Annotated in this window: 13 protein-coding genes and 1 pseudogene; 1 reads left to right on the top strand and 13 read right to left on the bottom strand. The window is 33.9% G+C overall.

Going from position 1 to position 15,308, the window contains the following annotated elements:
- Positions 1–83: 83 nt before the first annotated feature.
- The 13 genes from ACYUBO_RS08805 to ACYUBO_RS08745 all read right to left on the bottom strand — a co-directional run bounded on the left by ACYUBO_RS08805 (position 84) and on the right by ACYUBO_RS08745 (position 14,643).
- On the bottom strand, positions 84–1,679 hold the full coding sequence (locus tag ACYUBO_RS08805) for a hypothetical protein (RefSeq protein ID WP_460373693.1): 1,596 nt from the start codon (positions 1,677–1,679) through the stop codon (positions 84–86).
- Positions 1,680–1,695: 16 nt separating this feature from the next.
- Positions 1,696–2,712 carry a PseG/SpsG family protein gene (locus tag ACYUBO_RS08800; protein ID WP_460373691.1) on the bottom strand — a complete coding sequence of 339 codons (1,017 nt, stop codon included), beginning with the start codon at positions 2,710–2,712 and terminating at the stop codon, positions 1,696–1,698.
- A 3-nt stretch (positions 2,713–2,715) separates the two neighbouring features.
- On the bottom strand, positions 2,716–3,924 hold the full coding sequence (locus ACYUBO_RS08795) for a methyltransferase domain-containing protein (protein ID WP_460373689.1): 1,209 nt from the start codon (positions 3,922–3,924) through the stop codon (positions 2,716–2,718).
- A gap of 15 nt (positions 3,925–3,939) precedes the next feature.
- Entirely contained in the window at positions 3,940–4,962 is a 1,023-nt protein-coding gene (locus tag ACYUBO_RS08790; RefSeq protein WP_460373687.1) for an N-acetylneuraminate synthase family protein, read from the bottom strand.
- A complete protein-coding gene (locus ACYUBO_RS08785; protein WP_460373685.1) occupies positions 4,962–5,762 on the bottom strand; it encodes a methyltransferase in 801 nt (266 codons plus the stop codon). The genes ACYUBO_RS08790 and ACYUBO_RS08785 overlap by 1 nt, the downstream gene beginning before the upstream one ends.
- A 356-nt stretch (positions 5,763–6,118) precedes the next feature.
- Complete coding sequence (locus ACYUBO_RS08780; RefSeq protein WP_460373683.1) at positions 6,119–7,432, bottom strand: B12-binding domain-containing radical SAM protein; 1,314 nt, start codon at positions 7,430–7,432, stop codon at positions 6,119–6,121.
- Between the two features lie 7 nt (positions 7,433–7,439).
- Positions 7,440–8,459, bottom strand: a complete 1,020-nt coding sequence (locus ACYUBO_RS08775) for a radical SAM/SPASM domain-containing protein (RefSeq protein WP_460373681.1) — start codon at positions 8,457–8,459, stop codon at positions 7,440–7,442.
- A 40-nt stretch (positions 8,460–8,499) separates the two neighbouring features.
- Complete coding sequence (locus ACYUBO_RS08770; RefSeq protein WP_460373679.1) at positions 8,500–9,219, bottom strand: cytidylyltransferase domain-containing protein; 720 nt, start codon at positions 9,217–9,219, stop codon at positions 8,500–8,502.
- A 38-nt stretch (positions 9,220–9,257) separates the two neighbouring features.
- Positions 9,258–10,553 (bottom strand): aspartate aminotransferase family protein, encoded by a 1,296-nt coding sequence (locus ACYUBO_RS08765; RefSeq protein ID WP_460373677.1) that lies wholly within the window; start codon positions 10,551–10,553, stop codon positions 9,258–9,260.
- A 1-nt stretch (position 10,554) separates the two neighbouring features.
- A complete protein-coding gene (locus ACYUBO_RS08760) occupies positions 10,555–11,571 on the bottom strand; it encodes a radical SAM protein (RefSeq protein ID WP_460373675.1) in 1,017 nt (338 codons plus the stop codon).
- 16 nt (positions 11,572–11,587) lie between these two features.
- The gene (locus ACYUBO_RS08755) at positions 11,588–13,288 is read right to left on the bottom strand and encodes a carbamoyltransferase family protein (RefSeq protein WP_460373673.1); all 1,701 of its coding nucleotides are present in this window, start codon (positions 13,286–13,288) and stop codon (positions 11,588–11,590) included.
- A complete protein-coding gene (locus tag ACYUBO_RS08750; RefSeq protein ID WP_460373671.1) occupies positions 13,285–14,019 on the bottom strand; it encodes a WbqC family protein in 735 nt (244 codons plus the stop codon). Before ACYUBO_RS08750 ends, ACYUBO_RS08755 begins: the two co-directional genes overlap by 4 nt.
- 3 nt (positions 14,020–14,022) lie before the next feature.
- Positions 14,023–14,643 (bottom strand): PIG-L deacetylase family protein, encoded by a 621-nt coding sequence (locus tag ACYUBO_RS08745; protein WP_460373669.1) that lies wholly within the window; start codon positions 14,641–14,643, stop codon positions 14,023–14,025.
- A gap of 304 nt (positions 14,644–14,947) precedes the next feature.
- On the opposite strand from ACYUBO_RS08745, the pseudogene ACYUBO_RS08740 reads away from it, so the two are divergent.
- Positions 14,948–15,308: pseudogene (locus tag ACYUBO_RS08740) on the top strand (IS1634 family transposase); the annotation flags it as partial.

Raw genomic sequence — 15,308 nt, 5'->3', positions numbered from 1 at the left:
TATCATATAAAACTATGTACGCAAATGTTTGATAGTTTGATTTTTACTGCCGAAGACCGGTTACACCACCAATAAACTCTAAATTATTTATACTGATCATATTGGGATCGAATTCCGGCTTTTATAAAGATAGTATTGATAGCCTCATCTGAGGCTGCAGGATTCACATTTAAAATTTTTTTCACAAAATTATAATTATTTATTGGATTTTCAATAGACTCGATTAGTTCATCAGCCGTAATAGCAGACGAAAAACACTTATTTATTATGAATTCTTTAAAATTTACAATACCAACCTCATGAATGATAGTAGTGGGTTTTTCAAATCCACATGCTTCAAAACTTACAGTTGACATATAACTTACATGATGATCAATGATCTCTAAAAGAGCATAGAGCGGGATATTATTTGCTAAATCAAATTCCACATTTTTAATACCCTTTTGAAAGAAAAAATCTACGTATTCATTAGTTTTTGATCTAAGAAGCGGATGAAATCTGATTAACCAAATCCATCGATTATGTGTTCCACTTATTGCATCAAGTAAGTGAGGTAAAATAGGAGGTTTTGAATACTCAACAGTCACTAAAATGATCTTCTCATACGACATTAAAATATTAAGACGATTATTCAAGTCATTTTTTATAACACTAAAATCCTTTGATTTCCACATATTCAACCATAAATGTCCCCCAATAATAGCATTATGCGCGGTACATTTTTTTGGGATCCATTCATGTATGACATTGGCAAAATAGTCAGACCACACCCAATAAAAATGGGGTAATAATTCGTAGCCATTTAGAGGAGTCTTAGTCCAGTCGGAGTACATATAATGTATTTTTCCCTGAAAACCATGTTGCAAGTCAACCGTGGGGACATCCAATGATCTCGCTGCTAAAATTGCCCCCATTGATGTATCACAATAAAATGAGGTTAGAAAAACAATTTTGGGTTGGATTTTCCTGAAGATTAAACTGAAATAATGGCTAGAAGTTAACATTATGGCAACACTCTTAATTATATCACCCCTATTTAAAATTACCTTACAACCACTTCTTTCATATACCACCCGATAAAGTTTTTCAATATTAATAAATTTATATATACATAAATAAATATATAGATATCTAAAATAAAATGATAGTGATGCGAAAAAGCTGTAAACTTCTATAGCAGGAATATAATAGGAATTCTCTTTTTCACCCGGGCATTTTAATTGCAATTTTTTAAAATTAACAAAGGAAGATATCTTTTCAATGAGAGGATCGAACTCGGCACTATACTTTTTTTCATGCAGCATTTCACGATGATCACCTGTATTTACAAGAAAAAGACATTCGGGGGATGAATTTGACAATTCATTTAATTTATAAGGATTATAATAAATGCTGCGTATCCTTTTTAGAATATGAATGATCCGTACTGCAATATTATTTATACGCAATATTTTTTTCTGTATATGACTAAGAAATGGGAGATGTATGAGGGTTTTTTCCTGAAATTCAGTTTTTTGAAACGTACAATCTTCTTGAGAAATTAAATGTTCTCTTATTTGAAGTCTTATTAATGGCCAGTATTTTATCCCCAAGACCTCAAGAGAATTAACATCATAGTTTTCTTCTATGTCTTTTATTATTTCAACAATTTCTTTATCAGGTATTGTCCAGGCACGCATACTAACCTCCAAAAATTTATAATGAATTTATAATATCAATAATTCTATAAATACCAATCCCATCAATGAGTTGACGGGATGTTTCTGACAAGGATTGTCTATATTTATAATTCGACATATATTTATTCATTGTCGATCCCATTTTTATCGGAGTCCATTCATCATTCCACAAACCAAGATTAATAGCACCGGTTCTCTTAGCATATTCAATAGCTGTAACATTTTCATGTTCTATTGAGGGTAAAATAATAGCCGGTATTCCAAGATATGAAGATTCAAATAAAGTCCTTCCTCCAGCCGTGATTACAATATCCGCATCAGAGAGAATTTCAACAAAATTACGTGGGTTAGTATACATTGTGATATTTGAATATTCTTCAGACAGTTTTATAACAGATTCAGTATCATCAAATAGCGGACCCAATATAATATGATAGTGAACATTAAAGGAAAATTTTATTATTGAATTTAATATTTTTATAGTTAGGCCTGCAGGATCAGAACCCCCCATTGTAATAACAATATTATTTACAATAGGATTAATATCTCTTTTTCTTGTTCGGCCATACTCAAATGGTAGTATGAAATATTTTGAGCCAATACATAATCTAGTCTCACACTGTAAATGATTATAATTCATATGTTCAGATGCCATTGAATCATTAAAGATAATGGTAGGTTCTCCCTCAACAAAACCAATTATATCAAAAACTATTACAGGTAATCCCTTTGTCTTAGCATATTGCGTAAAAGTTGGATATTTAAATTGGTTAAGATCAAATATTATTTTAATAGGATTATGATACCTGCAGAAGTCAATTATTGTTCTATCTGAATTATCACCAATAGGAATTGTATGAACATCCCAACCGAATTGTCTAACATAATTAACACCATCAATATAATTTTGCATTAAAAAAATTATATCATACTTGTTTTTCAATTCTTCTGCAAGAGAAAGTGATCGTTTTATATGACCCATTGAGACGCCCCATATCTTTCCCCCATCCACCCTAATCACTATCTTCTCCAATATTTACACCTTTTGGAAAACCATAATGATATTACCAGCTTCTTCTTCAGTAATCAGCGAGTTTTTTCCTCGATTAATTTCCTCATCTATAGCCAGATATATTGGAATACTGCCAGTAATAGACGGATAATAGCCCCTATATTCCAAATCCATAAAAAATGAGAATAATTTATTGGTAAAAGGATAGTAATCAATCATTTTGAAGCCATATTTTTCTACTATAACAGACCATTCATCTATAGAGAACATATTTTGACCCGTGGCGTAAAATTCATCATCAGTTTTTAAGGGTATCCAATACCGATAGGGATTAAGTCTACAAATTCTAGAATTTTTATATTTAATAGCCCAACTTTTCGATATCTTTGACCTCCACCTAACACCAGGTAATTGGTCAAATACATATTTGGAATATGTGTCAATAACTAAGTATCCTCCAGGTTTAATAATTCGATTAATTTCATGAAACCAGTTATCTAACAGATGTATATGATCAATGATATGAACCATATATATAGATTCAAAAACATTCGAAGAAAATGGGAGAGATTTAATCGAACCACCCACATAATGCTTGATTACCTTATAGAGATCCTCAGGCGAATCAAGGTAACCGTCCATGAAATATTCACACCCAAATGTCACATTCAGAGAATCTCGGAAAATCATATTTGTAGTCATACAATTACCGCAACCAATTTCCATTGATGGCTCATTTATATAGGATTTCATCCGGTTAAATGCAACTATTTCTCCCGACTTTAAAATGAGATTAAAATAATTAGTCCAACCATAATAAAGCGCTTCTTTCATTTCACTGCAATAGTGAACTCCTCGTGTCCACTTCCCACTTTTCTCGAATAAAGTAAGTGGAGCCCGCACCCATAGTAACAACCCAACGAAAAAATATAAAATTTCGCTCAAAATACCAAAAAATAATGCCTCCAGCCAAAATGGAAAAAACCTTTGTTTTTCATAGGGGTTTACGCCAATAGTATCATCATTGTTCTCCCAACCTAAAAAACCATAACTTTTTTGATGTATTTCACTGCTGATCATCAAAGCAGGTATATCATGAGCTATCGGATATCTGGTTAGGCAACTATTGCAAATCATTACTTCCTTACTCTCAATGTATAATTTACCTTCAGCATGGCATGAAGGACACCTTAGATACTGATCACAAATCTCTTGCGTAATATTTTCTACCACAAATCACACCTCATTCTAGTTAAGATCACTTAGATAAATCGGCTCCATTTCTCGAACTTTATTTTTAAGAATTCTATGTTCCATTAATCGCCAGTCAGTGACTGTTGAACCGGGTTTTGATGGTGCAAAAAATGTTACATCCTTTCTCCTAAGCATAGTTCCTGAATCAAGATCTTTTATTGCATAGACCCCTCTACGTTTATATTGCCTTGGTTCATCCTCTTCGGGAGCCGGAACTTTTTTACCTGATCCTATTGCTAATTCGAGGTCACGAATATGTGAGATGAGCTGCTTTAGGTCAGTTGAATCTATAGAGCAATGCTGATCAGGACCAGGTAATTTTTTATCATTTGTGAAATGTTTTTCGATAACATTTGCGCCCATAGCAACTGCTGCTAAGGGAATGTGAATTCCTTGTGTGTGATCAGAAAAACCGACAGGGCAGTCTAATACTTGCTTCATTGTTTGTATAGCTTTCAAGTTACATGAACCAGGAGAGGTCGGATAGCAGGAAACACAATGAAGAATAATATAATCCTTATTTCCTGTTTCCTCAACCCACCTTACTGTTTGCAACACTTCCTCCATAGTACTCATTCCAGTTGACAATAGTATTGGTTTGAGCAATTTTGATGCATTCTGAACCATTTCCTGATAGTTAAAATCCATTGCAGCAATTTTAATCAGACAGGGGTTTTGCTTTTGTATAAACTGCAAGCTCTTATAATCTTCTGGGGTTGAAAAAAGGTTTATTCCATTTTTTCTGGCAAACTCCCATATTTCCTGTTCGTCTTCATGAGATATCTCAGCATCAATATCATACTGGTATCCGGGGTGAGATGGATGAAGAAAATCGCGGGTAATAAAAGTCTGGATTTTTACAGCATCAGCGCCGCTTTCCCAGGCAGCTCTCACCATATCTTTTGCGAGAGAGACATCACCATTATGATTTATTCCTACTTCAGCGATGATGTACGTAGGGAATCCATCCCCCACCAGTTGTCCGCATATGTTAATTGGAGTCATATACTTCTTCATTAAAATAGATTCGTCATTCTATAAAAAATAGGGTAAATAATCTTTTTTCGCTGATTATTATCATCTCGGATAATTTCAATAATTACATGATGAAAAGCTTCAATACCATCCTCTTCTTTGGAAAAATCTAAAGAAGCTATTGAATTTGATAAATCGTGATATATGTAACTAAAGTCTTGGGGTAAAATCTGTGATAATAGCGAGAATAAGTAATCCTCTTTATTAACAATCGGAGATCTCGTTAAAATGTACGCCCTCCCTTTTTCATTTAAGAGTTCTGGAAGTAATTGGATGATTTTGAGAGTGATGCCAAGACCAAATGGCTCTCCACCATCAGAATCCAGGGATCTTGTTGAGGTTTCCTTGAAATAAATAAAAGGAGGATTGGATATTATAAGATCATAAGATTTCCCTTTACAATTATTGAAATTATCGCATATAAAGCTACAATTTTCAATATAATTTAACTCTGAATTTAATTTTGCAATATTAATAGATGATGGGTTTAAATCAATACCGTAAACTTTTTCACAGTAATTGCTTATAGCAAAGGTTAGAATCCCAGTACCAGAGCCTAAATCCAATGCATTTTTAAAATTTAAGCCATTTTTTTCGATTTCTTTAGTTAAGAAATCGGCAAAGAAAATAGAGTCATAACTGAGGTATGAAAAATTCTGTTCATTACGATCAAATATTGATGTCACAAGTAAAAGATTACGATAAGGAACGATACGATAGAGAAAGCAAACATCTTCATCGTTTTCTAACCGTACTAGTCCTGCTTTAATCGCTTTCTCCAACCAATCATTACTGATACTCTCTAAGTAGTTTTTACTGACTATGTTATTTAGAAAAAAGCAGTCCCTGAGTTTCTTTAATTCTGTGTTGAACGACAAAAACGTATATATTTGTGGGGCTAATGATATTGAGAAAATATTATTGCGACGTAAAAAATATTTAGAGAATATCACTAATTCATTAATTAGAGTTTCTTTCTGTATCGGATATTTCCTTAATGGAAATTTTATTACCTGATGGTAATCTACCTGACGTAAATAATAAAGGAGTTGTTTAAATACTATGTTTGAATTCATCCTACATCCCATATTCTAGCCCTAAATTTTCACTCAAAACCAAAATTGAATTCTCATAAAAATTAAACTGCCTTAGACACTAAATCCTGCCATAGCAGCAATTGATGATCGGAATAAGATGTAAGATTAATATAAGGTTTAACATACACAGGCCCTAAACGATTACAATAATCATCTTCATCCATAATAATACCCAATTTCCTAACCTTTTCATAAAGTGGAGTTCCAGGGAAGACCGTCAAAATACCTGCATTGATATTTTTTATGCGCGTATCCTCAATAAATTTCACAGTTTGCTCGATAGTTTTATGTGATTCACTAGGCATTCCAATAATAAAGGATGCATGAGTATCTAGATTTTTTGGTAGGTTTAATAGATTTTTTTTTGCAATTTCAATGTCGATTTTTTTATTCATTTCTTTGAGAATTGTAGGAGATCCTGATTCAATTCCAAATGATACATCATACAATCCAACTTCAACCAGTTTATTTGCTAATGCAGGTGTGAACCGATCCGCTCGTCCTTGAAAACGCCATACGAAATCATATTCGCTGTTTTTTAGTGAGTTGTAAAAGTCATTGATCTGCTTTGTAGAATTTAGAAAATTATCATCAACAAAATTAAACCTTTTTATTCCATAACGTATGAAGAAATCCTCCATCTCTTTAACAATATATTCAGGAGATTTCATGGAGATGCTATTTCCAAAAACACGTTTACAATAAACGCAGCGGCCATAACATCCCCTACTGGTACATAGTTCCCAACAACGGTTAGTTTCTTTTACATAACTAACATATTTTGAAATATTAAAAAGATCATATGCAGGATATGGATGCTCATCCAGCCTCATTATCCTTTCTTGAGGACGAGTCTGGATATATTTTTTGTTCTTGATAAACCCAATTCCATTAACATTTGATAAATCACCCTTACTATCAATATTGTTTAACAGATCAATTATTGTTTTCTCTCCTTCTCCGATAACCAGAATAACTTCTTCATCCTTAGAAGAGATATTTTCAAGGAGAGTTTTTGGGACTGTCGAAGCTAAAGGTCCTCCAATTATTATTTTACAATTTACCTCATCACTCGATATTTCATTTACAAATTTTTTTAAAAAACGATATTGGTAGTTGCCTAAATATGCAGAGAGAAGGATAACATCAATATTATTAACCTCAATAAATTTTAATATATCAGAATCATTTGCGTTAGATATATAATTATCAATAACATACAATTCATCATTCCTTTTTTGATATATTTCTGCCGCAATAATTGCTAACCCCGTAGGAAATTGGAGATGGTTCATATTTTCTTTACTTAAATCCTCTCCATATTCCCAAAAGAGGTTGGCAAATAATAGATTCATAATTTAATTACTCCTCTTCACCCATATTCCCTTCAGGTTTATCACCTAATTGTTCTGTAGAGGGGCGATGACATTTCTTACAACAGAGAATATTCAAACGTTCTTTATTTAATTGCATTTGTCGATATTTTTCCATATCTTCCCCTAACCAAACTTCTTTAATTGTCTGATTATTTAAATCACCAATCTTTGTGTGGAGATTCCAGTCTGATATACAAAGTGGGATCTCGCCATTCCAGGTGATTGTAATCCGTTGCCATGGGTACTGGCAAATAAAATCCATATCTTGAGGTACTTCCTTCATTGAATAATCATTTTCGGGATCAAAATTTATTTTATCAGTTATATTTTTAAAATGATTATAATATGCAATAGGATTATCTTTGATATAAGTCCAAATCGCCTGAATTTTAACTTTTGGATAGCCACCACCAATACGGTTTTTTAAGTCATAAAATTCTTGAATTGTATTTTTTATCTCGCTAAATGTTAATGGGGTCCTTAGTTGATTATAATGTTCCTCCAACCCATCAACAGAAATGGTAATGTAATCAAGACCAGCATTGATAAGACCCTCTGCCAGATCTCTATCCAGCAGTTTGCCGTTAGATATAAATGAAACCTCTTTGATACCCTTCTTTTTTGCATATTCAACCATTTCAACAAGCCTTGGATTTAAAGTCGATTCACCCCTCCAGCTTAAACGAATCGAATATAGATCATTCTCTACACATTCATCAATCCCTTTTTTATAGAGAGCAAAAGACATATCTCCATAATTTTTTTGATCTATGTGTGGTCTGAAACACATTGGACAATTCAAATTACACCTGAAACTGGCTTCAAAATCGACATGAAGTGGAAATGCCGATTTATAATGCCATTTTGGATAACTAAACCATTGATAACGATTTACACAATAATCCTTAAAATATCGCCGATTTTCTTCCCACAGTCTCTCCCTTTCAGAGGAATCCAAGGAGAATTGATGATGGTTTATCTTCATTTCTTGCTGGTCGTTTTTCATCTTAAACACCCCATATATAATAACATAAACTTTATGCTATTCAAAGTTTTTCAAGGTTCTCATTTTCAAGCAGTAGGTTCATTAAATCTAAAAAACTAAAATTAATATTAAGACTTTTCTCGACAAATAAAGCGCGTATTCTCTCATAATCTTGAATTGTATCTATCGAGAGTTTGAATCTGGAATAGTCCATTCCATAATTCTGATTATAATACCTTACTCGATATTTGTCGCTCCTTCTCAGGAAATAATAATTAATATGCTCTCTTTCATCAGCAGATTTAGCATTTAATACAGCGTCTTCGAGCATATTTAGATTAAAAATCTCAATATCCAGACCTTCAGGAAAATTAGTATATTGCCTGTTACTTAAATAATCTATATGCACCACATTATTTAAATAGTAATCGATCATATTATCAACAATTTCTGGAATAATAAGAGGACAATCAGCAGTTATTCTTACAATAATATCAAGTTTATACTTCAGTGCAGTTTTATAAAACCGATCGAGACAATCCGGTTCACTTCCACGGAAATATAAATAATTGTTGTTTTTGAGATACATTTCGATTACATCATCTTTTGGGTTATCTGTCGTAGCAACAATAATCTTATGAGCAGAATTACAGGTAGAAAGACGACGAAGCAGATATCCCAATATACAATCCTGAGTAGTTAAGTCCATAAGAACCTTATTAGGCAATCTTGTTGAACCCATTCGTGCCTGTATAATAATGCCTACACATGGTTTTAACATCTTTTTTTCACCAGATGAAATAAATCTGCCCACTAATTTTAGTATCGTTTGAATACTTCAGTTGCGATTCTACCCTTCAATAAAGATGTTGTTGTGTTATCATTTATCGATTTTTCAATAATTTTAAAAATGTCCGTGGTTGCCAGGAGGGTTTCTTGGATATCGTTTTTAGTATGAGAATACGATATAAAATGGCCATAACCTAAAAATATACCTCGAGCAAAAGATTCCTGCCTAAATAAAGTTAGAATGGCATTACCGGAAATCCCATCAGCATCATTAAAAACCATAAAAGTCTTATGAGGCAAACCTTCGCACATTCCAGAGATATTATAATCTCTCATCAATGTATTTATACCAAGTTGTAATTCTCTTCCAAGTTTATGAAGATGTTCAATAACGTTGTTTTCTAATATAATATTCATTGTTTCAATCGCGGCAGAAATCGCCAGTAAATCTCCGCCGTATGTAGAGGAGATAAATATATCATCTTGTATTTCATCAAATATCTCAGTTTTACCCACAAGTGCTGAAATAGGATAACCATTCCCCATTGCTTTGCCAAAAACACTAATATCAGGAGTTACTGAAAAAAATTCCTGTGCTCCGCCAGGACTTAATCGAAAACCCGTGATTATTTCATCGAAGATTAATAATGATCCATTATCTTTTGCAAGTTTGGCAACAGATTCAAGAAAGTTATTTTCCGGAGCATACATCCCAACAGGTTCAAGAATAACAGCTGCAAGTTGATTTGGAAATTGGTCGAAGATTGTTTGTAGCGAGTGGATATCATTATATGTAAACTCATGGATTAACGCATTTGCTCCATCTTGGACACCAGCATTTCTTATCGTTCGGCAAATTGTCCAATCATGCCACCCATGATATCCACATACTGCCACGTGTTGCTTTTGAGTATATGCACGGGCAACGCGTACCGCCGCAGACATTGCCTCTGAGCCACTCTTAAGAAACTTGACTTTCTCTGCTGATGGAATCATTGAACAGATTAATTCAGCTAATTCTATCTCTTTAGGGCTTGATAAACTATACAAAAATCCCTTCTTCATTTGCTTTGTAACGGCTTGATCAACTCTTTCATAAGCGTGCCCCAGAACAATCGGACCAAGTGCTAATGGATAATCGATATACCGATTTCCATCACAATCCCAAAAATATGCTCCTTTCGCTTTTTCAATAAAAATTGGACAGGCCCCATACGCAATATGCTCGGGGGATTTTGAAAGAGTCTGAACTCCATTAATAATCAGTTTTTTTGCTTGATCCCATAAAATGTTAGATTTATTATAGTTTCCATATGTATTAATCATACTAACTCTCTATATAAAATTGCTTTTGATTTTTAAGCCATTCTGTTAAATCCCCTATTGAAACCCACACTACACACTCTTTACATACAGAGAATTTATCATAATTACGTTCAATCTGAGACTTACGGGCTTCTTTAATTTTACAGCCATCCCAGATATCATGCAAAGTCTGTTGATTAACATCTCCAACATTTATCTCAGTATCCCAATCAACAGAACAAACAGTTACTTCCCCATTCCAATTAATAACTAACGAATACCACATTATTACACAAGGGTAGCGGATTTGAGATTGTTCATCAGTTATGTTTAAGTTAGAGATCGCTCCACTCCAATTATGAATTCCAGTGATTTGAACCATATCAGCTTCATCAGCCCATTTATCATAAAATTCTTTAATTTCATCTGGATGAATCGCGTCGAATTCCATCATCTTAACTCTTACAAAGGGCTTATCCAATCCTTTTTCTTTTCGGATTTTAAAAAATAATTGAACTTTTTTTTCAACCTCATTTAATAAATCAAACCCTTTATGTTTTTTATAGGTATCGGCCCGTGCTGCATCAATGCTGACAGTAATATCATCCAATCCAGAGTCGATTATATCTTCAATTAATTTTCGATTCCAACAAAGAGCATTTGTATTTAAATGTATTGTTTTTGCAACTTTTTTATCCTTTGCATACTTGATCATTTCAATAAATTTAGGATGTAAAAATGATTCCCCATCCTTATGGAAATTTAATAATATAAGGGGTTCATATTTGGCAGCTTCATCAATTATTTTTGTGTATAATTCCCAGCTCATATCTCCAATTCCTTTCCTTGCCTTTTTTCTTGGGCAGTATACACATTGTAAATTACACCGATTTGTTGGTTCAATATTTAATACATTAGGGAATTCGGTATTTACTACCCTTTTTATTGTTGATTGTTGGAGGCATGTCAATGTACCTTGAACAAAGTCTTCATGTAAAACCCTATAATGATTGGAATCAGGACCACGACCCATAAGCATCTACTCCAAATTAATATTATTGTTTACTTTTAACTATACGATAATTTCCAATATATAATTCATGAATACCGGTTCCAAAAAATGTACGAATGGCTTCTTTTGGAGTGCAGACAATTGGCTCATCATTATCATTGAATGAAGTATTCAAAACCAATGGCACTCCAGTTATTTTTCGAAATTCATCAATTACATTCCAATATTTTTTATTTGTTTCTTTACAGACCGTTTGTAGTCGTCCTGTGCCATCATTATGGACAACAGCAGGTATAATATGTTTGACTTCTTCCCGAACAGGATAAACCAATTGCATAAAAGGACTTTCAAAATCAGACTCAAAAAAATCATATTGGTACTCTTTTAAGATAGATGGGGCAAAAGGACGGAACCATTCCCGGTGCTTAATAAGTGAATTAATTTTTTCTTTCATGAGTGGATCTCGAGGATCTGCCAAGAGAGACCGATTGCCAAGAGCTCTCTGCCCAGATTCCATTCGCCCTTGGAACCATCCTATAACTTTTCCCTCAGAAATTGCCTTGGCTGCACTTCGTTCTGGGTAATCGAGAAGTTCATATGATATCAATGAATCATCCAATGCAGTTTTTATTTCCTTATCTGAAAAATCCGGCCCCCAATAGTCATTATTCATTACAAAATTTCGTTCATTCCCAAGAACATGGTTCCAAAAATAGAAACAAGCACCAATTGATGTTCCTGCATCATCGGAACTTGGTTGAACCCATACGTTGGAAAATTGTGACTCAAATAGAATACGACCATTCATTTTACTATTCATCGCAACACCCCCAGAAAGGCATAGCGTATCCAATTTAGTTTTTTCAGAAAGGTAATCACACATTTCCAGTACGACATCCTCTATACGCTTTTGAAAGCTAGCGGCAATATCCATATGTCTTTGCTCTATTTCCTGATCAGGATATCTTTCACTGCCAAAAAATTCAATAAATTGATCGGAATACCGCCTTGGACTCCAGATATAATATGTGAAGAAATCCAGATTAAAACGCAATTCTCCACGTTCTTGATCAAAACGAATTATTTGTGAAAATTTCTCATAATATTTTTGTTCCCCATAAGCTGCAAGACCCATCACTTTCCATTCATCACTATTAGCCCTGAATCCCAAAAATTGCGTAATAGCAGCATAAACCTGGCCCATAGAGTGAGGGAATTGTGTTTTACCGAATGATTTAATTTGATTTTTTTCTCCAACAAAGAATTGATGAGTTATGTCATCTCCATATGCATCAATAGTAAGAATTGCTGCCTTTTCATACGGAGAAACAAAAAAAGCTCCGGCGGCATGAGCGTGATGATGTGGAATGAAATGTATATTAACGCACCCATTCTTTAATCCAAGTTTTTCTTCAATGAATTCGATTTTCTTATTATTTTTATCACCACCAATGTGTCTTAAAAGATTATTTGGAATATAATGAAGAAAGTCCTTATGATATCGTATAGCTGCAGCTGATTCCTGCGGTTCTAATTCATGACCCGGATTCCATGCAAAAACAATATGATCGACATCTGTAAGCTGTATGTTAGCTGAACGCAGACAATAGTCAACTGCTCTTTGGGGATAAGCATCCGAGAATTTTATTCGATCAAAACGTTCTTCTCGTGCAGCTGCAATCAAATTCCCATCCTGTATTATTGCTGCAGCAGAGTTAGCATCATTTAATCCTAAGATAATCATAATTCAACCTCGCCATTTATTTCAGAAGTAATACTCTGGTGGGCCATAATAATTTGCAAACTTTCCGACCCTTTGTTTAATAATAAATCAACTGTGCTTAAGTTTCTAATAAATTGGTCGCATAATTGCGGGTAATATGGACATTTATAGTCTAACCATTCAATTTCAATTCCATGATCATTGAATTGTTCTTGATCTAAATAATCATATCCTGATTGGCCGCATAAATAGACATCTGCGTTATTTTTCAGGCAAATCTGTAATATTAAATCTGTCCCCTTATAAGCATGTATATCCATATCTGATGAATATTTCATTGGGGTACAAATATCAAGTTTTTTTCGAAAAAAATTAATAGCCATCATATTAAAGGATAAAAGGGTATTATATTCATTATCAATTATAAGAGATTCTAACTCACAGAAATTTTCCTGAAAAAAGGGGGCTTTTGAGTAATAGTGACGTATTTTATTCAATAACTTTTTTTTCCACATCTTTGAATTGTCAATTTCAACTGCATTTATTGGTTGGGGTGACTTATCTTTACCAATAACTGGCACTGTAATATATTCAATATCACCTCTCGGAGATACCACGCAATTTCTATTCTCAAAATATCGTTTTTTAAATTGAACATGATCTAATAATATATATTCATCTGCTTTCTCCATTTTATAAAAGAACCCCATCCAAGGCATAAATTCCGGTTGATGTATTGCAATTTTTATCACAATTTATCTCCAGACCATCTTAACAATTTGAAAAGTTTCTGCATAATCCACACCAATTTTTGCACCAGCAGCCAAATTTTGTTTGATAACAAAGTCTATCCATGAATAATTGACAGCTTTCATTTCCGATTCAAAAACTGCAATCAATTCTTTTTTTTCTTCGATATAACTAGTAATATCCACATAATACTTATCTTCTGCATCATTATCCATAATATACCAGTTACTCCGATATAATAGAACAGAGTCACATTTCCTGGCTGCTCTCAAAGCAATATAACCAACTGCAGCATGATCACTGTGCGTGTCCGTTGAACGATGCACATAAACACGATCCGGATTAATACGACTAATTACTTCATCCAACTCAAGAACCATTTGTTCAGTTGGTACAAGAACAAGAGGTTCTTTTTCAAGACAAAAAAAATTTGCTTTCAGCATATCGGCACTTTTTTTTGCCTCTTTAATGGCAACCTCTCTATCCCTGACAAAATTTTTAGTTGAACTTGAGTACCCTGAATGAGTAATTACAAGAATATTGATTTCATCTCCCGCATCGCGGTGGCGAAGAAGTGTGCCACCACAACCAAGTTCAACATCATCTGCATGTGCACCAATAGCCAATACCCTCATTATTTCCAACTCAATATTTTATTATTTACTTGTTTTTTAAATAATAATCATCTGTTTTTAGTTATGCCAGTATTAACCCTAAAATGGCAACCACTGTAACTAAAACTCATAGGATGTAGGCCATAATAAATTAATCGTAATCGGTCAAACCCTCCAAGCCTGAACTGCCAGTGTTTGTAGGCACTGGATCACAATAAAATCTTTCATAATCCCCATTTACTCGTTCTCTCTTCGATATGGCTTCATAGCCGAAAGTACTTTATACTATCATGTGTCTATATTGTGTGGGCAAGCCATGGAGCCTATTCGAAGGATCAAAAAAACAGGCGGAAGAGAATACTGGTACGAAGAAACACCCTATTACGACCCAGTATCAAAGCAGACTCGATACAAAAACTCCAAATATCTGGGTCGGAATATCGATGGAAAACCCGTCCGTATGCGGGATGCACCACAAGAAGTCAAAGATAAGCTCAAGAAAAATACTCAACCCATAACGATCCGATCTGCCTATGATCATGGCTCAATCATGCTCCTTACGCAGATCATGCAAGACCTGAAACTGGATCAGTACCTTCATGAGATCCTCAACTACTCCGATGCGGCAATGGTGACTGCACTTGCAATGAACCGTATTGTCCTACCAATGGCAATGA

It is taken from the genome of Methanocalculus sp. MC3, assembly GCF_054767395.1.
This window is presented reverse-complemented; position numbering and strand designations above follow the sequence as displayed.